Below are 21,564 nucleotides of genomic sequence, written 5' to 3'. Positions count from 1 at the left end.
TATGAGATATTTTCTTATTCTGGCTTTAACTTTAAGCGGAACTTTTGCCTTCGCGCAAGGCAAGGCCGCACTTAGCGAGGCGGCTGCGAAATATTCTTTGAAGCAGACTGAAAGCGATGTGCTGCAGGAAGAGGAAAGCACCAAAAGCCTTATACTTAAATACGATTCCGCCCAGCCCGCGCAAAAGCAGGCCGTAAAGAAAGAGATAGAAAAAAAGGAACTTGCCCGCGAGCAGGAACGCATCGACAAACAAAAACAGCGCATAAAAAGGCAGGAGGAGCAGATAAAGATATTAAAGCAAAAACTGGCCGAGCGCGAGAAGAATAAAGCCGATACCGTCAAAAAGCGGGTGGAATATTTAATAAGCGAAGAATCCGTGGAAAAGATAAAGAACGAATCGAAAAGCAAGAAAGTAATAGACAAAATAAAGACTAAAGCAAAACGCAAATGACACTGTTTTCAAGATTGTTCAAGCTGTTTATATCGGTAATAATAACGCCGTTGTTTGTGACGGGCGTATTCTTGTTTTATTATCAAGACCACAGCAAGACGGCAATACTTGAAAATTATTTTAATTTGGCCGATATATCGGCTTCCTACATTAAGCGCAATATAGGCGAGAGTGCCGCGCGCTTGGATTTTTTGGGGCAGGCGGCATCTTCCTACGAAGGGCAAAGCGCGGCATTTGAGAATATATTAAATGACAGCGTAAAGTCCAATCCGGAAATAATCTTTGCCGCGCTTTTGGGCAAAGACGGCAAAGAACTTTTCAGAAGCGAGGCCAATGACGCTTCCCGCATTTTGGGCAGCATAGACATATCTCAAGATCCTTCTTTCGGCTCCATTAACGACAAGGATATATCCATAAGTTATGTGGATTATACTTTGGACAGACCTTTAATTGAGATTATTTATCCTTTGTCAAACGGCAACTATATTTTCGCCGTTTTGGATTTGAGCGGCGTTTGGTACTCGGTTGGAATGCAGCGTTTGGGAGTGACGGGCGGGCTTTATTTGGCTTCCGAAGAAGGCTTTTTGAATTTTAATATTTTGCCCGCTCCCAAGATAAGCGGCGGCGCTTTATCAGAAGTTCTAAATAAAGATAACGGCCTTATAAAATCCGTAAGATCCGAGCAGGGCGATAAGTTTGTAGGCGCTTACGCGCAGACGATATTACCTGGTGTCTACGTCTTGGCCTTGCAATACGGCAAAGAGGCTTTTTACACAATCACGCTTACAAGCTGGATAATAGCGTTTTTTATATTGGCGACGACGACACTTTCCTACTTTGCGGCATATAACTTTTCCAAAGAGATAAGCGAGCCGATCGAGAGGCTTACGGAAGGTGCCCAGGAAATATCTTCGGGCAAGTTCGACGTTTCTTTGGATACCTCCGAGAGTTGGGGCGAATTTGAAATTCTTATAAATACCTTTAACGAGATGGCTTCGCGCCTAAGTGTTTATCAAGCTGTTCAGCTGGATAAACTTCTAGACGAGAAGAAAAAGATAGATATGCTTGCCGGTCTTATGCGCGACGGCCTGATAATGTGTACTTTGCAGGGGCGGCTCTTGTTTGCCAACGCTACGGCAAACAAAATATTGGAAAGCGACGCTTTGTGCGGCGATTTGGAGTGCACTCTTTACGGCACCATGGCGCGCCCCGGATTAAAAGAACTGACGGGTATAAAGAGCGGAACGGTATTTGCCTACGAGAGTGAGGGTAAAAAGACTTATTTCGAAATTGTAAACGAACTCTTTCGCCCGGCCAATGAGGAAGCTGTTTCTATAATAATCTTCCGCGATATAACGGCCGAGCATGAAATCCGCTCGATGAAGAACGATATTTTCAATGCCGTAGCGCACGATTTGCGCGCGCCGATAATGGGCTTGCAGGCTTATATAATGATATTGAAGGAAGGTAATTTGGACGAGGATAAAAAGCGTAAAATGCTGGACGCGATGGATAGCTCTTCTAGCATGCTGAGCTCTTTGGTTGAAAACATTTTGGATATATCTCGCTTTGAGCGCGGGCTTTTGACGCTGAATAAAGAGGATTTTAATATAGCGGAGTCTTTAAACTCGGTGATAACCTCGCTGAAGTCTATGGCGGATTCAAAAGGGATATACATAAAATCCGCGGTGCCGTCGGATTTAATGATAAATGGCGACAAGGGCTTGTTGGAGAGGGTGTTTTCCAATTTAATTTCCAACTCTCTTAAATTTACCGAACGCGGCGGAATTGACATAAGCTACGCTTATATATCTGGAGAGGGCAGCACTGCATATCATCAATTTAAGGTAAAAGACAGCGGCTGTGGGATAAGTAAAGAAGAACTGCCAAAAATATTTGAAAAGTACCATCGCGCGGACAGGAGCGAAAAGGGCTACGGACTGGGCTTGAGCATAGTCCGCCAGACCGTTTTGGCGCACGGCGGTGAAATAGAGGCTTATTCCGAAGAAGGTAAAGGCAGCGAAATAATATTTACTTTGCCCGCCTTGGAGGTTAAATGACGGTTTTTTGGTATCTTTTGTTAGGGCATTTGCTTGCGGATTTCGTTTTTAAGGGTAAGGACGGTTTTTGCGGCAGGAGCGTTAAATATTGCCTTTGGCGCGGATTTGTATATTTCGCGGTTTTAAGTTTGTGCTGCTATAAATATCTGGCATTGCCGTGGATAGATTTTTCGGGCATAGAGCTTGGCGGGTTGTTCTCATTGGGGTTGGCGGGCTTGGCGTATTTCGTTTATGCTTTTTTTGAGCGCAAAAACGAACGAGGTCGAAAGGCTTTGTTTCTGTTTGCGGGGCGGCAGTTCATACTTCTTAGTGTATTGTTTATAATAATGCCGGTAATTCCTTTCGACGGCGATTTCCTGCACTATATATACGGGCCGGATTTGCTGTTTGTGGTTAACGGGAGTTTGATTGCGGGTTATGTTATCTCTGAGTTGCTGATAAACTTGTCTTTGACTATAGATAAGCCGATAGACGCAAAAAGCCTTTTTGACCAGCGTTTCCATAATATGCTTTTAAGGGTTGTGCTGTTTTTGCTGATAATAATACCCGGCTGGTTCGGTGTAGCTGTGGCGGCGGCGGCGATGGCGTTTTTGATAAAGCACGGTATTTTTAGGGACGATAAATTTTACTTTTATATAGGCTGCGCGCTGACGCTGGTTTTCGGATTGATATGCAAGGGGATATTTCACGGGATATGTTAGATAGGAAAATAGAAGAAGTAAAATTTATATGTTTGGATACGGAAACTACGGGTCTTGACCCTGCAAACGGCGGACGTATTTGCGAAGTGGCTATGCTCGGCAGCCAAGGCGGGGAGCGCGCCGGCGCATATTGCACATTGTTAAACCCGCAGATATACATATCGCCGGAAGTTACGGCGATACACGGCATTACCAACGAGATGGTAAAAGACTCGCCTAAATTCGGCGATATAGCGTTTAATATGATAGATTTCCTGCAGGGTAATGTTCTTATATGCCACAATGCGGATTTTGACGTTTCTTTTCTGAGGAAGGAATTTGAACTTTTGGGCCTTAGTATGCCGCAGGTGACTATATTGGATACACTTAAATTCGCCAGGGCGCACGGTAGTTTTTCCAGAAATCGTTTGGGCATAATAGCGCAGGAACTTGGGTTTTCCAGCGAGGGCTGGCACAGGGCTATGGCCGATACGATAATGACGGAGAAAATATTTTATTATTTTGTGGCCAAATTTAAGGAAATGGGCGCAAGCACTTTGGGAGATCTTGTTGCCCTGCAGAGCAGGAAAGTGATAGGATTTAATAAACAGGAGATATAAATTATGAGCAAAGTTGTTTTATTGATAAGAGACGGCTGGGGCGTAAGGGCGAGCAAGGAGCATAATGCGGTAAAAGGCGCCCAAACCCCTAATATAGACAGATATTTAAAAGAATATCCGCACACTTTGATAGAGGCCTCCGGCGAGCTTGTCGGTTTGCCGGCGGGTTATATGGGTTCTTCTGAAGTTGGGCATTTGAATATGGGCGCTGGCAGGATAGTCGTGCAGGAGTTAAAGAGGCTAAAAGACGCTTTTGAAGACGGCTCAATATACAAAGCGCCGGCTTTCAAAGCGGTAATCGATAACTGCGTAAACAATTCATCCGCGCTGCACCTTATGGGGCTTGTACAGGACGAAGGCGTCCACGCCCATCAGGACCATTTATACGCGATAATCAAGCACGCGGCGGAAAAGGGGATAAAGACGGTATGGGTACACTTTTTTGCCGACGGGCGCGATACTCCGCCGCACAGCGCTTTGGGATATTTGAAGATGTTGGAAGGCAAAATGAGCGAGTACGGCGTAGGCAAGGTGGCCACGATAATGGGGCGCTACTATGCTATGGACAGGAACGAAACTTGGGATCTTACTTCCGAGGCTTACGATTTGATAGTGGACGCCAAGGGCCGCCATTGCGCCAGCGCGCAGGAAGCGATAGAAAATTCCTATAAAAACGATAAGACACCCGACGGCGGCGAGATGGTGGACGAATATATCCCGCCTACCGTTATAGGCGATTATAAAGGCGTGAATGACGGCGACGGTATAATATTTTTCAACTTCCGCCAGGATAGGGCGATACAGCTTACCCGCGCCTTTGTGGAAGATGATTACAGCGGCGTAAGGAATCGCCGCCCCAAAATAACTTACTGCGGGCTCACGAAATATTATGACAGTTTTAAGTATAATGCCTTGTCGCCGATGACTGAAGGCGGCGGAATGAACAATTTGCTTGGCGAGGTTATCAGCGCGGCGGGTTTGACGCAGCTTAGAATAGCGGAAACGCAGAAGTTTAAGCACGTTACCTCGTTTTTCAACGGCAAGCTGATAAAACCTTTTGCCGGCGAAGACAGAATAGAGATAAAAGGCTCTTTTGACCCTGCCACATTCGCCGAACATCCCGAGATGGACGCTCAGCGCGTAGCCGACAGAGCGGTAGAGGAAATCGGCAAGAACAAATATGATTTTGTGGTTATCAATTTCGCCAACTGCGATATGGTGGGGCATACCGGGAGTTATGAGGCGGCGGTAAAAGCGACGGAAGTGGTGGACAAATGCTCCGGCGAAGTTACCGAAGCGGCGTTAAAGGCGGGCTATACGGTGCTTATTACGGCCGACCACGGCAACGCGGAAGAAATGTGGGACGACAAAATCAATATGCCCAAGACGGCGCATACCACCAATCCCGTGGAGTTTATTTATGTTTCCAAAGAGGGCAAAGGCATTGAGCTTAAAGAAGGCGGCAAGCTTGCCGATATAGCGCCTACGGTCCTTCAGGTGCTTGGCGTAGCGATACCCAAGGAAATGACGGCCGAAACATTGATAAAATAGCTTCTGTTTTTACAGGCAAAACGCTCCGCTTTTTTGCGGGGCGTTTTTGCGTTTGGGGAACGATATGGAGACGTGCGGATTTAATACTAGGCTGCTTGTATATTGGCGGCACATATCCGCGGATAGGACATAAGGTCCGCACAACATAGGTCTTAAGTTCCTTGTAAAGAAGAGCTTTATTTATTAAATTATTATGTATATACGAGTATTGGAGAGTGAATATGATTAGGAAATTTTTACTTTTTATTTTTATGGTTGTATTCTCCTTGCCTTGTTCGGCCTGGGTATTCCTTACGGCAGTCGCCGAAGGGGAAAACGCTCCGTTGTTGACTTATAATATCGTAAATAATAAACCCATACGCGTTTGTATCGATTTTGTAGAAACTTCTTTTGACCGTTCAAACCGCAAAATAACGCGCAATTATATTCCTGCCGGCGAAAAGCGCGACAGATATTACAAGCAAGTTTCTTCGGAAATTACTTTAGCTTTAAGGAAATATGTAGATAATGCCAGAAAATATATTGAGCAATCGGGCCGTGCCGAAGAGTTTGAAGATTTAAAGCCCTATCTCAATGATCCGCGCGTGGTATACATAAACGGCGGGCGCGACGCTAAAACGTGCGAGGCTTTCCCGCATGATAATTCCGCAATGGATTTAAGGGTAATATTGGAAACGAATGACGAGCTGCGCAGTTATTTGCAAGGGCATAAAGGTTCGGCCTGGCAGGGTGATAGAAATTTTATGAAACTCTTTTTCCATCCAGATTATATAGATGACAGATGGATAGATATCTTCTATTATAAATATGAAGATTTGCCATCTTCGGAGCAATCATCTAAAGCGAGAAGCATACTGTTGGAGCCTACCATAAGGCACGAAATCGGCCACACGCTGGGCCTTGGCGATCAGTATATGCTTGACGATATAAACCAAAGCAAAGAGTACGGATTGTCGCATATAATGCCGCTTACGGCCATAAATTCCGTAATGGGCGGGCGCGACAAGAACGGGGAGATACAGGCTTTGTCGTGTGACGACGCGGAAGGCATTATAAATTTGGTCGATTTTTATTCTAAGGACGTATCTTCAAAGCGCAGAACTGAGGGTTGGGCGTCATTATGTTGGAAGAATATAATGTATGAAGAATGTTTCGCCAGCAAAATAAGCGATGCGGAATATCAAGCCCAGCTTTCTTATGCGAGGAGCGGTTATTCTTCGCCTCGTCCGGATCATATAAGCAGGATAAAGCAGGAGCGGCGCGAGCGTTACGCGTCAGCCGCTGCGGCGCAGAATGCTCAGCAAGAGGCGGAAGAAGCCAAACGCCGCGCTGAGGCCGCCGCCAGAGAGGCGGAATACAAACAGAAGTTAAAAGACCTTCTGAGCAAAGAGGCAGAGTACGGATATTGCCCGGTCTGCAAACAACCGCTTTTAAACACCGATTTTAACAATATGCGCAGGGTTAAAATACTTTCCGCGCCCCGCCAAAAGGTAACTCAGGGCGATAAAGTATTTTACAGGTATCCTTATGGACAATGTAAGGTGAAGATCCATTCCGACTGCTACGAAGCCCTAAAGAGCAAAGGGGGGAAGCTCCCCTGGGCGCAATGGTGCGCGCAAAGCAAAAAGCAATAGCTGCCAAGGTAAATAATGTGTATATAAAGGTAAAAGTCCACGCGGGGGAAAAGAAGAACGATTTAAAACAAAAGAGCCAAGACGCTTTTGAAATATGGGTAAAAGCGCCGGCGGAGCGCGGCCTTGCCAATGACGCGGTGAGGACGATATTAGCCTCCCATTTGGGGCTAGAAGCAAAAAAACTGCATTTGATAAAAGGGGCGACGAGCCCCGCGAAAATATTTGAAATCAAATAAACGGTATTTTCCCGGCGGGTGTTTTGCGGCGCGAAAGGTAAAGCCAAGCAGTCTGTTGTGCGGGTATCCGGCGAGCATTTAAGAAAAGACTTGCCAAAACGGGCTGAATGATAGTATAATATTTGTGGATAAGATATTCCGTGGCGCAAGGTGAAAAGCCAAAAAATATCTAGGTGAAAGCGGGGTAAAGAGTACCCCGTGAGTCTTTATTTATCAAAAAACAGGAATATGAAAACTTACGAAACAGTAACAATATTAAAACCGCAGCTCACCGATGGTGAAGTTGCAGCTTTCGTAGAAAAGGCGAAGGCGTTTATCTCCTCTTCGGGCGGGGAAGTTGTGTCCGAGGAGAAGCTGGGTCGGAGAAGATTCTCCCACGATATAGCTAAGAACCGCGAAGGTTTTTATCTTTACCTGAAGTTCAAAGCGCAGGGCGACTTTGTAAAGAAGTGGACCGATTCCATGCGTCTTAACCAGAACGTGTTAAGGACGATGGTAATGAGCGCTGTAGAACACAAAATCAAACCGGCGAAGCAGGTAAAGACGCCGGCGGCCGCTTAGTTTATGGCAGGGCAGATCCGCTTACCGGAAATGAACCTGGTATTTCTTACCGGGCGTTTGACGCGCGATCCCGATAACAGGATGACTCAGCGCGGCCAAGCGATATGCGGCTTTGACATTGCGGTAAACCGCAGGTATATGGATAATGCTTCGGGCGAATGGAAAGACGAGGTAACCTATGTGCCGGTAACGGTTTTCGGCGATGCGGCCGAGCGCGCTAAGGACAGGCTCAAGAAGGGCGTACCCGTATTGGTGGAGGGGCGTCTTACTATGAGCGAGTTTGTCGATAAGAGCGGCCAAAACAGGAAGATACTCCGCGTGACGGGGCGGCGCGTGCAGATACTGCAGAGTGCGGACGCTTTTAACCACGAGGATTCGGATATGGCCCAAGCGCAGGACGCTTCCGAAGTGGCGGAAGATGATGTGCCGTTTTAAACTTTAAGCCTTGAGAGGCGGAAATTTAGAGGAAAGATAAAATATGTCAGAAGAAAAAATAGTAAAAACAGAAAATACTGAAGCGAAAGCTCCCGCGGCGGCCGAAGCGCGCCCGCAAAGGACTTTTGTACCCAGAAAACGCTTTGAATCCAGAAGAAAAGTTTGCAAATTCTGTGCTGAGAAGATAGATCATATTGATTACAAGAATATTCAGTTGGTAAAGAGCTTCACTATGGACAGCGGTAAAATCTTATCCAGAAGGATAACGGGCACCTGCGCTAAGCATCAGCGCCAGGTAACTCAAGCCGTCAAGAGGGACAGAAACTTGGCTTTCTTGGCTTATTGCTTACCGAAAAAATAAATTTTTTACAGGAGTTTTGAAATGAAAGTTATTTTAAGAGAAGACGTAAAACATCTTGGTACGGTGGGCGAAATCGTAGACGTTAAACCCGGATATGCCAGGAATTTCCTTCTGCCCAAGAAATTGGTGGAATTGGCCACCCCGGCCGCTATAAAGAATTGGGAGCTAGGCGCCGAAAGAAGACAGAAAAAGATTGAAGCCGAACTTGCCAAAGCCAAGGAAGAGGCCGCCAAACTTAACGGCATTACGCTCAATTATACCAGGACGGTAAATATAGAGGGCGTGGTATTCGGTTCCGTAACTAAAGCGGACGTACAGAAGAGTTTGGCCGAACTCGGTCATAAAGTATCGAAGAACAATATCGATATTTTCAGCCCGATCAAGAAAATTGGCGATACCGAAGTATCCATCTACTTCAAACCTACGGTATATGCTACCATTACCGTAAAGATAGAAGCGGTGGAAGACGAAAAGAACGCCAAATAAGCAGTTTTTTAAAATCCCCCCCGTCCGGGTTCCGGGCGGGGGGATTTTTTTATCTCGTGGAGAGGATTATTTGTATAAGGTATCTTCTGTGAGAGTTAAATACCTGTCAAGCAGGCGGCCGCGGCGTTTATGGCGGTTGTTTTATTGTTGGCGGTATTTTGGCGCGGATCTCAAACGCCTTTAAGAATATATCTTAAATTGCTAGAATGATAATAATATATTAAGGAGTAAAATTTATGGCACCTAACGATAAACTTCCGCCCCAGGCATTGGACGCGGAGATGGCCGTTTTAGGCTCTATGATGATAGAGCAAGAGGCATTGGAAAGGGCTTTTAACATATTAAAGGCGGAACATTTTTACAAGAGCGCCCATCAAAAGATTTATAAAGCGATGGCGGCTTTATCCGAGCGCGGCCAGGCGGTTGATCTTGTTACTCTTACCGAGGAGCTTAAGAAGGAAGGTTTTTTAGCCGAGATCGGCGGGGAGCGGTATCTTTCGGAATTAATGGGCAAGGTGTCTACCGCGGCACATGTTGAGCATTATGCCAAAATGGTCTATGATGCGGCATTGGTGCGGGAGCTGATCAACATATCAACCGCGACGGTGGAAGAATGTTATAAGAATCAGGACGAACCGACTTCTTTGATAGACGAGGCACAGGCGAAACTTTTCCAACTGAACCAAAAGAGGGAGCTAAAAGGGTTTGTATCGTCAAAGGATATGTCCGGCGAAGTAATGCAGATGATAGAGAAGCTGATAGTGGACAAAAACCCTATAAAAGGCGTTCCGACTGGTTTTACCAAGTTTGATTTAAAGACGGGTGGCCTAAGGAAATCCGATTTGATAATACTGGCGGCGCGTCCTTCGCAGGGCAAGACGGCTATGGCTTTGAATATAGCTTATCACGCGGCGGTTGAAGCCAATTTCCCTGTGGCAATATTCTCTTTGGAGATGAACCGCTATTCAATATATCAAAGAATGGTGTGTTCTGCGGCTCAGGCGGATTTGCATCAAGTCAGTACGGGTATGTTCAAAAAAGAGCGTTGGAAAGAACTGGCCAAAGAAATTCAAAAGATAGGCAAGGCCCCTCTTTATATAGACGATACCCCCGCATTGACGATTACGGATATAAGGGTAAGGGCAAGGCGTCTTGCAAGCGAGCTGAACAAGCAAGGCAAGGAGCTGGGCCTTATAATGATAGACTATATGGGCTTGATAAGAGGCAGCGGCAAGAAGGTGGAATCTCGCCAGCAGGAAGTATCGGAAATATCTAGGATGTTAAAAGAGCTTGCCCGCAATTTAAATGTACCGGTATTGGCATTGTCGCAGCTGAACAGAAAGACGGAGGATAAGTCCCGTGCGGACAATCGCCCACAGCTTTCGGATTTAAGGGAGTCTGGCTCCATAGAGCAAGACGCGGACGTAGTGGCTTTGATACACAGGGAAGGCTATTACAAACGCGATGATCCCACCCTTAAGACGGACGCCACTTTAATAATAGCCAAACAGCGCAACGGGCCTGTGGGAGATGTGAAACTTAATTGGTACAGCGAATACACCTTGTTTGCCAATCCCGCCCCCGAAAGCGTAGATATTCCCGCGGAGGTTGCCCCCGTATGAGCGAAATGCCGCTTCTGCGCCCCACTTATGCCGGAATAAATTTGAAGGCTTTGGCGGATAATTTGCTCAAAGCGCGGGCGGAACTTTCCGCGCGCGGGCGGGGCGATTGCAAGATATTGCTGCTTGTAAAGGCTAACGCTTACGGGCATGGGTCAAGGTTGATAGCTTCTTATGCTCAAGAGGGGAAACTCTGCGATGCTTTAGGGGTTGCCTCCATAGAGGAAGGCATAGAGCTAAGGAAAAACGGGATAATTCTGCCGATATTGGTTCTTGGCAGCATTTTTCCGTTTGATTGTTTTGAATACGGTTTAAGATACGGGTTATCCCTGACGGTTGCGAGCGTAAGGGCGGCAAAGTATATAACGGAACTTGCCGAAAAGTTAAAGATAAAAGCCAAATGCCACGTAAAGCAGGAAACGGGCATGGGCAGAATAGGCAGCCGCCGCCCCGCGGCTTTGGAGATACTCAGGATATTAAATAAGAGCGAGTATGTAAAAGTGGAGGGAGTATTCAGCCATTTTTCCAGCGCCGACGAGAACGAGCAATACACTCAAATGCAGCTGGGCTATTTTAAGGATTTATTGGCGCAGGCTTCCGCCGAGGGCCTTGAAACTGGACTGGCGCACATATCGGCCAGCAGCGGTTTTTTAAACTATAAAGAGGCCTGCTTTGATATGGTAAGATTAGGGCATTTGGCCTATGGCCTGGAAGAGGGATATAAACCGGTATTATCGCTTAAATCCAAGATAGTTTTTATAAAGGACGTACGGGAAGGCGCATGTATAAGTTACGGACGCACTTTCAAATGTGCGCGGCCCTCAAAAATAGCGACGATCCCTTTGGGCTACGGCGACGGTTACCATAGGGTTCTTTCCAACAAAGGCGAAGTATTGATAGAAGGGCGCAGATGTCCGCTGATAGGCAATATCACGATGGATATGCTGATGGCCGACATTACCGAACTTGGTGATATACCCGTCGGAAGCGAAGCGGTATTTATAGGGCGCCAGAGCGGTGCGGAAATCAGGGCGAGCGAAGTGGCGGCTTTGGCCGGTACGATAGATTATGAAATTTTGACGGGCCTTACGGCAAGGGTTCCGCGCAAGGCAGAGGAGTAATGTTCAAGAGTTTGGGCAGGTTAATAATAAGGGGATTGACGCAAATCGGCCAGGCTTCCGGCATGGTGTATTCGTGCTTGTTTTGGTTTGTAAAATCGCCTTTGGAATTTAATCAAACTATGCAGCAGACGGTAAAGATAGGGGTGGAGTCTATGGTAGTGGCTACGCTTACCAGTCTTTTTACCGGAATGGTATTGGCCTTGCAGGCGGGCACGACTATGCAAAGCATATTAAGCGAACCTATATATATAGGTACTTTGGTGGGGTTTTCTTTGGTAAGAGAGCTTGGCCCGGTATTGACGGCTTTTGTCGTGGCGGGGCGCGCGGGCGCGGCGGTAACGGCGGAGATAGGCACCATGCGCGTGACCGAGCAGATAGACGCTTTGCACACCTTGGGTACCGATCCGATAAGGTATCTTGTAATACCGCGCCTTATAGCCTTCACTTTAGCGATACCTATACTTACTTTATTTGCCAATGTTACGGGAATGTTCGGCGGTTTTTTGGTCAGCGTATACAGTTTGGGGGTGCCCTCAAACACTTATGTTGAGGATATAACGACATTTATCGGCGTGGACGATTTAATGCACGGTTTTATAAAATCGATATTTTTCGCTTTTATGATAGGCGTTGTATGCTGTTACAGAGGCCTCTACACCAGGGGCGGCGCGGAAGGGGTCGGCAAGTCGACCACTAAGGCCGTGGTAACGAGTATGGTGCTGATATTGGTGCTGGATTATTTCCTTACGGCGATATTAAATTCTTTGGGTATATAAATGATAGAGATAAAAGAACTTCGCAAAAGTTTTGGCGACAAACATATACTTAGGGGCGTGAACCTGAATATAAAAGAGGGTGAAGTTACCACGATAATCGGGGGCAGCGGCACGGGCAAAAGCACTTTAATAAAGTGTATAATCCGCCTGTTGGAACCGGAAAGCGGCTCTATCGTGGTAAACGGCGAAGACATTACCCACATAAAGAGCGAGATGGCTTTAGCGAAAGTGAGGCGGAACTTCGGGTATTTGTTTCAAGAGGGCGCTTTGTTTGACTCTTTGACTGTGGGCGAGAACGTTACCTTCGGGCTGAAATATCTTACCGATACCCCCAAATCGGAATACGCCAAAATCGCCAAAGAGAAGCTGGCTTTGGTCGGGCTGAAAGATATAGAGCATTTAAAGCCGTCGGAACTTTCCGGCGGAATGAAGAAGAGGGTTTCTTTGGCGCGCGTTTTGGCGACGGAACCGAAAGTGATTTTGTATGACGAGCCGACCAGCGGCCTTGACCCCATAATGTCGGAGATAATAAGCGAGCTCATTTTGGATTTAAAGAAGAAATTAGGGGTAACCTCGATAGTAATAACGCACGATATGAAATCAGCCTTTGAAATATCCGACACTATGGCCATGCTCTATGAGGGGCATGTGGAGCTTGCCGCGGGCGTAAAAGAATTTAAGAAAACGAAAAATCCTTATGTAAAGCAATTTATAGAAGGCAGCAGCAAAGGGCCGATACAAATGCAGATAAGGAATTAAGGGTAATAAACTAGTATAAAAGGTATAATGGATATATGACATCGGAAACAAAAGTAGGCCTGTTTACATTTTTCGGATTGGCGCTGTTGGGCTTTTCCATATTTATGCTTGGCAATTTTACGATATCGAAAGGTTTCGACATCAACGTATACTTTAAGAATGTATCGGGTTTGCCCGCTAAGTCCGTGGTTAGGCTAAACGGTGTGGAAGTGGGCAGAGTAAAGGAACTTAAGATAGACGGCGCTCGGGTCTTGGCGGTAGTACGGATAAACGAAGGCGTGATAATATATAAAGATTCGCGCTTTGCCATAGCGGCGACGAGTCTGATCGGCACCAATTATTTGCAAATAGATCAAGGCACTGCGGCAAGCGGTATACTGGAAGCGGGCGACAGCGTCAACGGGTTAAGCCTGCCTTCGGTGACTGATATGGTGGCCGATACGATGTCTACTATAAACAATTTGGCCGCCAGCATAGCCGATAACGGGAAATTTGCCAGCGATTTAAGCGCCACTTTGGAAAATTTGAGAATGCTTTCCGGCAACTTAAACGAGTTAGTTTTTTCTTTAAGGCCGTATTTGTCGTCTTCTATGCAGGACGTAAGCGAATTGACGAAGGCCTCCAAGCAGCTGATGGACAAGCTGGATTCGGGCGACGGGCTTTTTACCGCTTTGGTGGAAGATAAACAGATGAAAGAGGACGTACAAAGCACCTTGGCCAATGTCAGGCAGGTGAGCGAAGACGCCAAGAAATTTATCGGGCAAATGGCGCAGTTTAGGATATTCTGGGAATATGACGCGCGTTATCAGCCCGACGGCAATTTAACGGAATCGGACTTGGCAATAAAATTTGTCCCGGCCAACGGTTTTTCGTATTACAGATTTGGCATATCGGATATGGGCAACAGGGATAACGCGCCCAAGAACGATAAAGATTTCAGGGGCAAACCCAATCAGATAGACGCGCGTCTGGGCCTTTACAATAAATGGGCGGACTTGCAAGTCGGTTTGATACGTGGCGCGGGCGGCGGCGTGCTTTCCTTAAGGCCTTTCTACAAGGCGGAGGCTTTGCCTTTAAAGACCTTCAGCGTATACGGTGAGGGTACCGATTTCGGACGCAACCGCGTAATAAACAATAAACTTTTCGACAAGCCCAAAGTGGCGGTAGGCGCACGCACGATGATAACCAAGAACGTAGGCGTAGGCATAAGATACAACGAACTTATGGAAAAGGACGCGCGAGCCTTGCAGATTACCGGCAACTTGTCCTTTGAGGATAAGGAGCTGGCGTCGCTTTTGGGTATAGCCAAATTGGCGAACTGATATGAAATTTAAAACGGTTTACACTTGCCAAAAATGTGGATTTACTTCGGCCAAATGGCTGGGCCAATGCCCGGATTGCTCGGCTTGGAACACTATGACGGAAGAAGTGGTGCAGGAAGAGAGCAAATCGGCAAAGGCCGAGCGCAAGTCTTTTACGGATTTTTCTTCCGAAATGACGAAACTAAAAGACGCTCAAAGCCTTGAGCTTGCCCGCATACCTACCGGCATAAAGGAATTTGACCGCCTTACCAGCGGCGGGCTGGTGGAAGGGCAAATAATACTTTTGGCTGGCGCGCCCGGTATAGGCAAAAGCACTTTAATGCTTCAGCTTGCGGGCAGCCTTTCGCGCGAAAGGGGGGTATTGTATGTGTCGGGTGAGGAGTCTTCCTCGCAGATAGCGGGGCGCGCTGCGCGACTAAAAGTACAGGGCGACAATATCACTCTGCTTTCTGAAACCAATATCGAAAATATCATAAACGCGGCCAAAACCTCCAAACCGCAAGTACTTATAATAGATTCCATTCAAACGATATATCACCCGCAGTTCAGTTCTTCCGCAGGTACGATAGCGCAAGTCAGGGAATGCGCTGGCGAAATTTTAAGATACGCAAAACCCAAGGGGATAATAGTATTCATTTTAGGACATGTGACCAAAGACGGCGCTTTGGCCGGGCCGAAAGTGCTTGAACATATGGTCGATACGGTTTTGTATTTTGATACGGAGCGCGATAATATTCTAAGAATGTTGAGGGCGCACAAAAACAGATTTGGCGCAACTTCGGAAACGGCCTTGTTCAAGATGGGCCCTTTGGGGCTGGAAGACGTGGAAGACGCAAGCGCTTATTTTTCCCAGACGTCCAGAACCAAAACTATGACTGGCCGCGCTTTCAGCGTGGCGGCGGAAGGCACAAGGCCAATACTTACGGAAGTACAGGCCTTGGTCAGCCCGACGCATTATCCCTTCCCCAGGCGTATAGCTACGGGGATAGATTTAAACAGATGCCAAATGCTTTTGGCCGCTTTGGAAAAGCACGTAAACGTCAATTTGGAAAACAGGGACGTCTACATCAGCCTAGCGGGCGGGGCGAAAATATCCGATCCCGCTTTGGATATGGCGGTATGCGCCGCGGTGATAAGCTCGGCGCGCGATAAAGCGCTGGAGGGAACAAGCGTGTTTATGGGCGAGGTTGGTATCTTGGGTCAGGCCGCGCCCGCTTATATGATGGACAGACGGATAGAGGAAGCACTTCGCTTGGGAATGAAGAAGATTTTTGTCCCGCCTATGAGGGAAAAATCCGCCAAGAGCGGGCTTGTGTATATAGAGGATTTATACTCTTTATCTCTGCATATAAAGTAAAAGGGATTTATCTTTTATACAGCTTACCTAAAATACTAAACAAAATCTTATGGCGCGGGGAAAAGCCCGCGCTTTAATCTTTATAGACGAAAAAACGGACTAAAAAATAGTAAAATATAACTGTATACCCTTATGGCTTATAGAGAGGGGCCGTAAAGGGGATTTAAACTCTCTAAGGAGATAAATTTATGCCGGTATGGATATTTAGGGTGTCGGCCTTGGTAGGCTGCCCGTTCCTGATGTACGCGTTGATATCCCAAGACGCACACAGTGTATTTATGGGTTTTCTGTGCGGAGTAATACTCGTATGCGCGGAATATTTCTTGAGGAGCTTGAGGTTTTTGAGCATAATGATAGGAATATTCGGCGCTTTGGTCGGATTTATTTTATATATGCTTATGGATTACAGCGTATACAGAATGAATGTGCCTGATATTATAGATTTTTGGACTGATTATCATACGGTCTTCGCCGGGGTTCTTACGGTATTGGGCGGTTTTTTAAGCATAATACGCGCGACGGAGCTTGAGGGGCTCTCCAAAAAGGGGCGCCATATCAAGATAGTTGACATGAGCGCTTTGATAGACGGGCGCATAGTGGATTTATGCGAAACGGGCTTTTTGAGCGGAACAATAGTTATACCGCAGTTTGTGTTGGAAAAGTTAAATGCGGTAGCCTCTTCCAAAGACGCTTTGCAGAAAGCAAAAGGGCGCAGGGGTTTGGATATTATAACCCGTCTTAAAGAATTAAAAACCATACCTGTCAAGATAACCACCAAGGTGGCTGAGGGAAACACTACTCCCGAGAAGCTGGTATTTTTAGCTAAATATTTTAAAGGCGAGATAGTTACCATAGACTTTAACGTAAACAAAGAAGCGGTTATAGATAATATACCCGTACTTAACATTTGCGATTTGACCACCGCATTAAAGCCGGTGGTGCTGCCCGGGGAAAATATGTCTTTATTCGTAATGAAGGAAGGCAAAGAGAAAGAACAGGGCATAGCCTATTTGGACGACGGTACCATGGTAGTTGTGGAAGACGGCCGAAAGTGGATAGGCAAGCGCGCGGAAGTGGCGGTATATTCGATATTGCAAACCTCCGCGGGCAGAATGATATTCGCCAAGATAAAGCAGAACTGATATGAAGACTATTGCGGCGCTTATTTTAGCGGGCGGGCAAGGCAGCCGAATGGGCAGGCCCAAGCAAATGCTGAAGATAGGCGGCAAAGCGGTATTGGTGCGCAGCATAGAGGCGTTCAAAGCGTCTAAGCTGGTAAACAAGATAGTGGTGGTTACCACGCCGGAAAATTTTAAAGAGGTTTCGGCCTTGTTTTCTGATATATCTTACGCGCCGGCGGGCGCAAGCAGGATAGAGTCTTTACAGAACGGTCTTGCGGCGCTAGGCGCGGCGGATTTGATAGCGGTGCACGACGGCGCCAGGCCGCTTGTGAAGGCGGAATATATCGATAAATGCCTTGCCGAGGCCGAAAAGTACGGCGCGGCGGTTTTATGCGTCCCGGTAAAGGATACGATAAAACAGGTAAAAGACGGCTTTATAGAGCATACTTTGGACAGGAATGTCCTTTGGGCGGCGCAAACGCCGCAGTGCTATAAAGGCGCTTTGCTTAAAGAGGCTATGGAAAAATACGGTTCTTTGAAAGACGCCACCGACGAATCCCAGCTGGTGGAGAAGCTGGGCGTAAAAGTACGGGCGGTAAAATCGGGCTATGAGAATTTGAAGATAACTACTCCCGAAGATTTGACAATGGCAGAGGCATTATTATGCAAACAAAAGTAAAAGTGGGATTTGGTTTTGACATACACAGATTGGTGGAAGGCCGCAAATTGATAATGGGCGGCATGGAAATCAAACATAATAAAGGGCTTTTGGGGCACAGCGACGGCGATGTGGTGCTCCATGCGGTATGCGACGCGGCTTTAGGCGCGGTGGCCGCGGGCGAGATAGGGGTTTTCTATCCGCCGACGGATATATCGATAGCGGGCATTTCAAGCGTAGTAATAGCGCGGCGCGTTATCGATGTGCTTAAAGAAAAGAATGCCGAAATAGCCCATATGGATATTACGGTAGTAGCCGAAGAACCTAAAATGCGCGTTCATTACGACGCTATAAGAAAGTCCCTAGACGGCATTTTTGCCGTCGGGTTGGATAATATCAGTTTTAAAGCCAAGAGCCACGAAGGCCTTGGAGAAATCGGCCGCGGCGAGGCTATCGCCTGCTACGCGGCGGTAACGGTAAACTTAAGGAGCTAGAATAAAAATGAGCAAGACTATACTTTCCATACTCTGCGCGACGGTGCTTTTGGGCGCGTGTACGAGTTACAATCAAAAGAATTACAAAAGATACGACGGCATCAGCTATGCCGAATACGAAAGACAGCGCAAAGAACGCGAACAGCAATACGAATATCTTTACGAAACCGTAAGCGAGGAAGATATAACCTCTCCTTACGATGCGGCGCCTGAAGTGGTGGAAGAAGATGTGGTGGAAAGCGTAAACAGCTCTTACGGAGAGGCGGTTGTTGTAATGGCCTCAAAGAAAATATCTTTGGGCCGCGACGCCAATTACAGCGATATGGAAAAATTCCAAAGAGCATTGGATTCCGCTTACGGGACGGTATTTTCGCATTATAAAGCGGACGGGTTTACTTATGCGATGTCGCCTGCGGGAACGGTAAATCCGCTTTCGGTTATCGATGTGCAGTGCATATTGAGCGAAAGCTTCGCCACGGCGAAAGGTAAGGCGGTGTGCGATTATTTCTTCACGCAGATCCCGCTGGAGTACGCCAAGGAAAAGGAAAATGCTAAAAATTTATAATACCCTCAGCAAGAAAAAAGACGAATTTTCGCCTTTAAACGGCGGATTTGCCACTATGTATTGCTGCGGGCCCACCGTATACAATTACGCGCATATCGGCAATTTGAGGACCTATATTTTTGAGGATTTGCTCGTCAGGACTTTATCGGCCGATATGCCGGTAAAACACGTGATGAACGTCACCGATGTCGGACATTTGACTTCCGACGCCGACAGCGGGGAAGACAAAATGGAACTGGGCGCCGCGCGCGAAGGCAAAAGCGCGTGGGACATAGCCAAATTCTATGAGAAGAAATTTTTTGAGGATTTCGACTCCCTAAATTGCAAAAGACCTACGGTAATTGCCCGCGCTACCGAGCATATCAAAGAGATGATAGCCTTGGTAAAGAAGTTGGAGGAAAAGGGCTTAACGTATAAGACTTCCGACGGAATTTATTATGACACTTCCAAGTTCCCCGGATATCACAACTTGGTCGGGCGCGCGCATATTGAGGGTTTAAAGACGGGCGCCAGGGTGGATTTTAACGACGAAAAACGCAACCCCAGCGATTTCGCTTTGTGGAAGTTCTCCCCTAAAGACAAACAACGCCAAATGCAGTGGGACAGCCCTTGGGGAGTAGGTTTTCCGGGCTGGCATATAGAATGTTCTGCCATGGCGATGAAGTATTTGGGCGACACTTTGGATATACACTGCGGTGGAATTGACCATGTGGCCATACACCACACCAACGAGATTGCCCAAGCGCAAGGCGCGACGGGCAAGCAGTATGTGCGTTATTGGATACACGGCGAGTTCCTTATAATGGCGAACGGAAAGATGTCCAAATCGGGCGGCGGGTTCGTCACGTTGGACACTTTAAAGGAGAAGGGTTACAGCCCGCTGGATTACCGCTATTTATGCTTGGGCGCGCATTATAGAACGCAGTTGGAGTTTTCTTACGAGGCGCTTACTTTCGCGCGCAATACCCGCCTTGGCCTTATGGAGAGGATAGCCGCCCTTAAAGAGGCGGGCGAAACGGGCGTGAAGGACGAAACTTCGCTTAATGCCGCGAAGGCCGCGTTTAAAGACGCTATGGACGACGATTTAAACGCCTCCAAGGCTTTGGCGGTTTTCTGGGAATATATCAAGGGCGGCGCCTGCGCAGGCGATAAACTTGAATTTATAAAATATGCCGACGGCTTTTTGGGGCTTTCTTTGCTTGAGGGCGAAGCGCAAAAACCTTTGCCGCAAGAAGCTGAAAAACTTCTGGAGGAGCGCAAAGCGGCGCGCGCCAAGAAAGATTTTAAGACTTCCGACGAACTTAGAGATAAACTTTCCGCCATGGGCATAGCGGTTAAAGATACGCCCAAAGGGCAGGAATGGAGGTGGAAATAATGACGGCTTTTCCCAAAGAGTTTTTGCTGAAAATTCCTAAATCCGATTTGCATTTGCATTTGGACGGATCTCTGCGTTTAAGCACGCTTATAGAACTGGCCAAGAAAGAGAAAGTGGCCCTGCCCGCCTATACCGAAGAAGGCTTGAAGAAAGCCGTATTTAAGGATAAATATAAAAATTTGGGTGAATATCTTAAAGGGTTTTCTTATACCGTCGCGGTTATGCAGAACGCCAAGAATATAGAGCGTATAGCCTATGAGTTGGCGCAGGACAATATCGCCGAAGGCGTAAGATATATAGAAGTGCGTTTTGCCCCGCAGCAGCATTGTTCCAAAGATTTAAGGCCCGAAGACGCCGTAAGAGCGGCCGTAAAGGGTTTAGAGCGCGCGGCCAAGGAACATAATGCTTCCAAAGCGGTAAAATCTGGCGAGGATGTGGAGTTCCACTTCGGGATAATAGTTTGCGCGATGAGAAGTTTCAACAAAGATATGTCGCCTTATTACGGTTATATGTTCCAGGTGCTTTCGCACGCCAAGGACGACGAGGTCTTCGCGATAGCTAGCCTTGAGCTTGCCAGAATAGCCGTTCTGCTTAAAAAAGAGGGCTTGCCCATTGTCGGGTTTGACTTGGCCGGGCAAGAGGCAGGCTACCCCGCGGAACATCATTGGCAGGCTTATCAGCATGTGCACGAGGCTTTTATCAGAAAGACGGTGCACGCGGGCGAGGCTTACGGGCCTGAAAGTATTTTCCAGGCTATTACCGAATGCCACGCCAACCGCATAGGACACGGCACTTTAATGTTCGATTATAATGCCATACAGGATAAAAACGTAAAGAACAAAAAACAATATGTTGAGGATTTGGCCTCCTATATAGCCAACGAACGTATCGGCGTGGAAGTATGCATAACAAGCAATTTGCAGACTTTGCCCTTCATAAAAAAGGTGTCCGACCACCCTGTAAAACAAATGATAAAGAGCGGGCTTTCCGTAAGCATTTGCACCGATAACAGATTGGTATCGAATACTTCCGTCACCAAAGAGCTGGAATTGCTTTGCGATAATATCAATATAACCAAACGCGAACTTCGCAATATCGTGATAGCGGGTTTTAAGGGGAGTTTCTTCCACGGTCCGTTTAACGATAAGCGCAAATTCGTAAGAGCGGTGATAGAAAAATATAACCGCTTGGAAAAAGAATATCTTAAATAAGTAAGATGATTTTAAAAGCCCCCGCTTAAAGCGGGGGCTTTTTTATCGCCTAGAAAATATGGAGAAGGAGAAATCCGCCCGTTTAGTCTTAGCGATGTGGGCTTATCTGGT

At 46.9% G+C, this 21,564-nt stretch carries 23 protein-coding genes; all 23 read left to right on the top strand.

Annotation, left to right across the window (positions count from 1 at the left end):
- Nucleotide 1: 1 nt before the first annotated feature.
- Complete coding sequence (locus ACQY3M_RS06205; protein WP_428066813.1) at nt 2–451, top strand: hypothetical protein; 450 nt, start codon at nt 2–4, stop codon at nt 449–451.
- Nucleotides 448–2,511, top strand: coding sequence for a sensor histidine kinase (locus tag ACQY3M_RS06200; RefSeq protein WP_428066811.1), 2,064 nt, complete (start codon nt 448–450; stop codon nt 2,509–2,511). Before ACQY3M_RS06205 ends, ACQY3M_RS06200 begins: the two co-directional genes overlap by 4 nt.
- Nucleotides 2,508–3,212 carry a hypothetical protein gene (locus ACQY3M_RS06195; RefSeq protein WP_428066810.1) on the top strand — a complete coding sequence of 235 codons (705 nt, stop codon included), beginning with the start codon at nt 2,508–2,510 and terminating at the stop codon, nt 3,210–3,212. Before ACQY3M_RS06200 ends, ACQY3M_RS06195 begins: the two co-directional genes overlap by 4 nt.
- On the top strand, nt 3,206–3,811 hold the full coding sequence (locus ACQY3M_RS06190; protein WP_428066808.1) for a 3'-5' exonuclease: 606 nt from the start codon (nt 3,206–3,208) through the stop codon (nt 3,809–3,811). Before ACQY3M_RS06195 ends, ACQY3M_RS06190 begins: the two co-directional genes overlap by 7 nt.
- A gap of 3 nt (nt 3,812–3,814) precedes the next feature.
- Entirely contained in the window at nt 3,815–5,362 is a 1,548-nt protein-coding gene (gpmI, locus tag ACQY3M_RS06185; RefSeq protein ID WP_428066807.1) for a 2,3-bisphosphoglycerate-independent phosphoglycerate mutase, read from the top strand.
- 221 nt (nt 5,363–5,583) lie between these two features.
- A complete protein-coding gene (locus ACQY3M_RS06180; protein WP_428066806.1) occupies nt 5,584–6,996 on the top strand; it encodes a hypothetical protein in 1,413 nt (470 codons plus the stop codon).
- On the top strand, nt 6,969–7,232 hold the full coding sequence (locus ACQY3M_RS06175) for a DUF167 domain-containing protein (RefSeq protein ID WP_428066804.1): 264 nt from the start codon (nt 6,969–6,971) through the stop codon (nt 7,230–7,232). The genes ACQY3M_RS06180 and ACQY3M_RS06175 overlap by 28 nt, the downstream gene beginning before the upstream one ends.
- 228 nt (nt 7,233–7,460) lie before the next feature.
- Nucleotides 7,461–7,793, top strand: coding sequence for a 30S ribosomal protein S6 (gene rpsF / locus ACQY3M_RS06170; protein WP_428066802.1), 333 nt, complete (start codon nt 7,461–7,463; stop codon nt 7,791–7,793).
- Nucleotides 7,794–7,796: 3 nt separating this feature from the next.
- Complete coding sequence (locus tag ACQY3M_RS06165) at nt 7,797–8,228, top strand: single-stranded DNA-binding protein (RefSeq protein ID WP_428066800.1); 432 nt, start codon at nt 7,797–7,799, stop codon at nt 8,226–8,228.
- Nucleotides 8,229–8,271: 43 nt separating this feature from the next.
- Nucleotides 8,272–8,589 carry a 30S ribosomal protein S18 gene (gene rpsR, locus ACQY3M_RS06160; protein ID WP_428048239.1) on the top strand — a complete coding sequence of 106 codons (318 nt, stop codon included), beginning with the start codon at nt 8,272–8,274 and terminating at the stop codon, nt 8,587–8,589.
- 21 nt (nt 8,590–8,610) lie between these two features.
- Nucleotides 8,611–9,075, top strand: a complete 465-nt coding sequence (rplI, locus tag ACQY3M_RS06155) for a 50S ribosomal protein L9 (protein WP_428066798.1) — start codon at nt 8,611–8,613, stop codon at nt 9,073–9,075.
- A 236-nt stretch (nt 9,076–9,311) separates the two neighbouring features.
- Complete coding sequence (gene dnaB / locus ACQY3M_RS06150; RefSeq protein ID WP_428066797.1) at nt 9,312–10,697, top strand: replicative DNA helicase; 1,386 nt, start codon at nt 9,312–9,314, stop codon at nt 10,695–10,697.
- Nucleotides 10,694–11,815, top strand: coding sequence for an alanine racemase (gene alr, locus ACQY3M_RS06145; RefSeq protein WP_428066796.1), 1,122 nt, complete (start codon nt 10,694–10,696; stop codon nt 11,813–11,815). Before dnaB ends, alr begins: the two co-directional genes overlap by 4 nt.
- A complete protein-coding gene (locus tag ACQY3M_RS06140; protein ID WP_428066795.1) occupies nt 11,815–12,591 on the top strand; it encodes an MlaE family ABC transporter permease in 777 nt (258 codons plus the stop codon). Before alr ends, ACQY3M_RS06140 begins: the two co-directional genes overlap by 1 nt.
- A complete protein-coding gene (locus ACQY3M_RS06135; RefSeq protein ID WP_428066793.1) occupies nt 12,592–13,350 on the top strand; it encodes an ABC transporter ATP-binding protein in 759 nt (252 codons plus the stop codon).
- A 35-nt stretch (nt 13,351–13,385) separates the two neighbouring features.
- Nucleotides 13,386–14,672, top strand: coding sequence for an MlaD family protein (locus ACQY3M_RS06130; protein ID WP_428066791.1), 1,287 nt, complete (start codon nt 13,386–13,388; stop codon nt 14,670–14,672).
- Between the two features lies 1 nt (nt 14,673).
- Complete coding sequence (gene radA, locus ACQY3M_RS06125; RefSeq protein ID WP_428066789.1) at nt 14,674–16,029, top strand: DNA repair protein RadA; 1,356 nt, start codon at nt 14,674–14,676, stop codon at nt 16,027–16,029.
- Nucleotides 16,030–16,217: 188 nt separating this feature from the next.
- A complete protein-coding gene (locus ACQY3M_RS06120; RefSeq protein ID WP_428066787.1) occupies nt 16,218–17,171 on the top strand; it encodes a PIN/TRAM domain-containing protein in 954 nt (317 codons plus the stop codon).
- 1 nt (nt 17,172) lies between these two features.
- Nucleotides 17,173–17,829, top strand: a complete 657-nt coding sequence (ispD, locus tag ACQY3M_RS06115; RefSeq protein WP_428066785.1) for a 2-C-methyl-D-erythritol 4-phosphate cytidylyltransferase — start codon at nt 17,173–17,175, stop codon at nt 17,827–17,829.
- Nucleotides 17,814–18,302: a 2-C-methyl-D-erythritol 2,4-cyclodiphosphate synthase gene (ispF, locus tag ACQY3M_RS06110; RefSeq protein WP_428066783.1), complete on the top strand. Its 489-nt coding sequence runs from the start codon at nt 17,814–17,816 to the stop codon at nt 18,300–18,302. Before ispD ends, ispF begins: the two co-directional genes overlap by 16 nt.
- Nucleotides 18,303–18,309: 7 nt before the next feature.
- Nucleotides 18,310–18,867 carry a hypothetical protein gene (locus tag ACQY3M_RS06105; protein WP_428066782.1) on the top strand — a complete coding sequence of 186 codons (558 nt, stop codon included), beginning with the start codon at nt 18,310–18,312 and terminating at the stop codon, nt 18,865–18,867.
- On the top strand, nt 18,851–20,242 hold the full coding sequence (cysS, locus tag ACQY3M_RS06100) for a cysteine--tRNA ligase (protein WP_428066780.1): 1,392 nt from the start codon (nt 18,851–18,853) through the stop codon (nt 20,240–20,242). Before ACQY3M_RS06105 ends, cysS begins: the two co-directional genes overlap by 17 nt.
- Nucleotides 20,242–21,453 carry an adenosine deaminase family protein gene (locus ACQY3M_RS06095; protein WP_428066779.1) on the top strand — a complete coding sequence of 404 codons (1,212 nt, stop codon included), beginning with the start codon at nt 20,242–20,244 and terminating at the stop codon, nt 21,451–21,453. Before cysS ends, ACQY3M_RS06095 begins: the two co-directional genes overlap by 1 nt.
- The last annotated feature ends 111 nt before the right edge of the window (nt 21,454–21,564 follow it).

This window comes from Candidatus Proelusimicrobium volucris (genome assembly GCF_959605025.1).
Classification (GTDB): domain Bacteria; phylum Elusimicrobiota; class Elusimicrobia; order Elusimicrobiales; family Elusimicrobiaceae; genus Proelusimicrobium; species Proelusimicrobium volucris.
This window is presented reverse-complemented; position numbering and strand designations above follow the sequence as displayed.

What these genes read in the sequence shown, in the direction of transcription:
- ACQY3M_RS06095 (WP_428066779.1), top strand. Translation starts at nt 20,242, where the DNA reads ATGACGGCTTTTCCCAAAGAGTTTTTGCTGAAAATTCCTAAATCCGAT.
- ispF (WP_428066783.1), top strand. Translation starts at nt 17,814, where the DNA reads ATGCAAACAAAAGTAAAAGTGGGATTTGGTTTTGACATACACAGATTG.
- ACQY3M_RS06165 (WP_428066800.1), top strand. Translation starts at nt 7,797, where the DNA reads ATGGCAGGGCAGATCCGCTTACCGGAAATGAACCTGGTATTTCTTACC.
- rplI (WP_428066798.1), top strand. Translation starts at nt 8,611, where the DNA reads ATGAAAGTTATTTTAAGAGAAGACGTAAAACATCTTGGTACGGTGGGC.
- radA (WP_428066789.1), top strand. Translation starts at nt 14,674, where the DNA reads ATGAAATTTAAAACGGTTTACACTTGCCAAAAATGTGGATTTACTTCG.
- rpsR (WP_428048239.1), top strand. Translation starts at nt 8,272, where the DNA reads ATGTCAGAAGAAAAAATAGTAAAAACAGAAAATACTGAAGCGAAAGCT.
- ACQY3M_RS06105 (WP_428066782.1), top strand. Translation starts at nt 18,310, where the DNA reads ATGAGCAAGACTATACTTTCCATACTCTGCGCGACGGTGCTTTTGGGC.
- ACQY3M_RS06175 (WP_428066804.1), top strand. Translation starts at nt 6,969, where the DNA reads ATGGTGCGCGCAAAGCAAAAAGCAATAGCTGCCAAGGTAAATAATGTG.
- ACQY3M_RS06180 (WP_428066806.1), top strand. Translation starts at nt 5,584, where the DNA reads ATGATTAGGAAATTTTTACTTTTTATTTTTATGGTTGTATTCTCCTTG.
- ACQY3M_RS06195 (WP_428066810.1), top strand. Translation starts at nt 2,508, where the DNA reads ATGACGGTTTTTTGGTATCTTTTGTTAGGGCATTTGCTTGCGGATTTC.
- cysS (WP_428066780.1), top strand. Translation starts at nt 18,851, where the DNA reads ATGCTAAAAATTTATAATACCCTCAGCAAGAAAAAAGACGAATTTTCG.
- ACQY3M_RS06140 (WP_428066795.1), top strand. Translation starts at nt 11,815, where the DNA reads ATGTTCAAGAGTTTGGGCAGGTTAATAATAAGGGGATTGACGCAAATC.
- ACQY3M_RS06205 (WP_428066813.1), top strand. Translation starts at nt 2, where the DNA reads ATGAGATATTTTCTTATTCTGGCTTTAACTTTAAGCGGAACTTTTGCC.
- gpmI (WP_428066807.1), top strand. Translation starts at nt 3,815, where the DNA reads ATGAGCAAAGTTGTTTTATTGATAAGAGACGGCTGGGGCGTAAGGGCG.
- ispD (WP_428066785.1), top strand. Translation starts at nt 17,173, where the DNA reads ATGAAGACTATTGCGGCGCTTATTTTAGCGGGCGGGCAAGGCAGCCGA.
- alr (WP_428066796.1), top strand. Translation starts at nt 10,694, where the DNA reads ATGAGCGAAATGCCGCTTCTGCGCCCCACTTATGCCGGAATAAATTTG.
- rpsF (WP_428066802.1), top strand. Translation starts at nt 7,461, where the DNA reads ATGAAAACTTACGAAACAGTAACAATATTAAAACCGCAGCTCACCGAT.
- ACQY3M_RS06190 (WP_428066808.1), top strand. Translation starts at nt 3,206, where the DNA reads ATGTTAGATAGGAAAATAGAAGAAGTAAAATTTATATGTTTGGATACG.
- ACQY3M_RS06200 (WP_428066811.1), top strand. Translation starts at nt 448, where the DNA reads ATGACACTGTTTTCAAGATTGTTCAAGCTGTTTATATCGGTAATAATA.
- ACQY3M_RS06135 (WP_428066793.1), top strand. Translation starts at nt 12,592, where the DNA reads ATGATAGAGATAAAAGAACTTCGCAAAAGTTTTGGCGACAAACATATA.
- dnaB (WP_428066797.1), top strand. Translation starts at nt 9,312, where the DNA reads ATGGCACCTAACGATAAACTTCCGCCCCAGGCATTGGACGCGGAGATG.
- ACQY3M_RS06130 (WP_428066791.1), top strand. Translation starts at nt 13,386, where the DNA reads ATGACATCGGAAACAAAAGTAGGCCTGTTTACATTTTTCGGATTGGCG.
- ACQY3M_RS06120 (WP_428066787.1), top strand. Translation starts at nt 16,218, where the DNA reads ATGCCGGTATGGATATTTAGGGTGTCGGCCTTGGTAGGCTGCCCGTTC.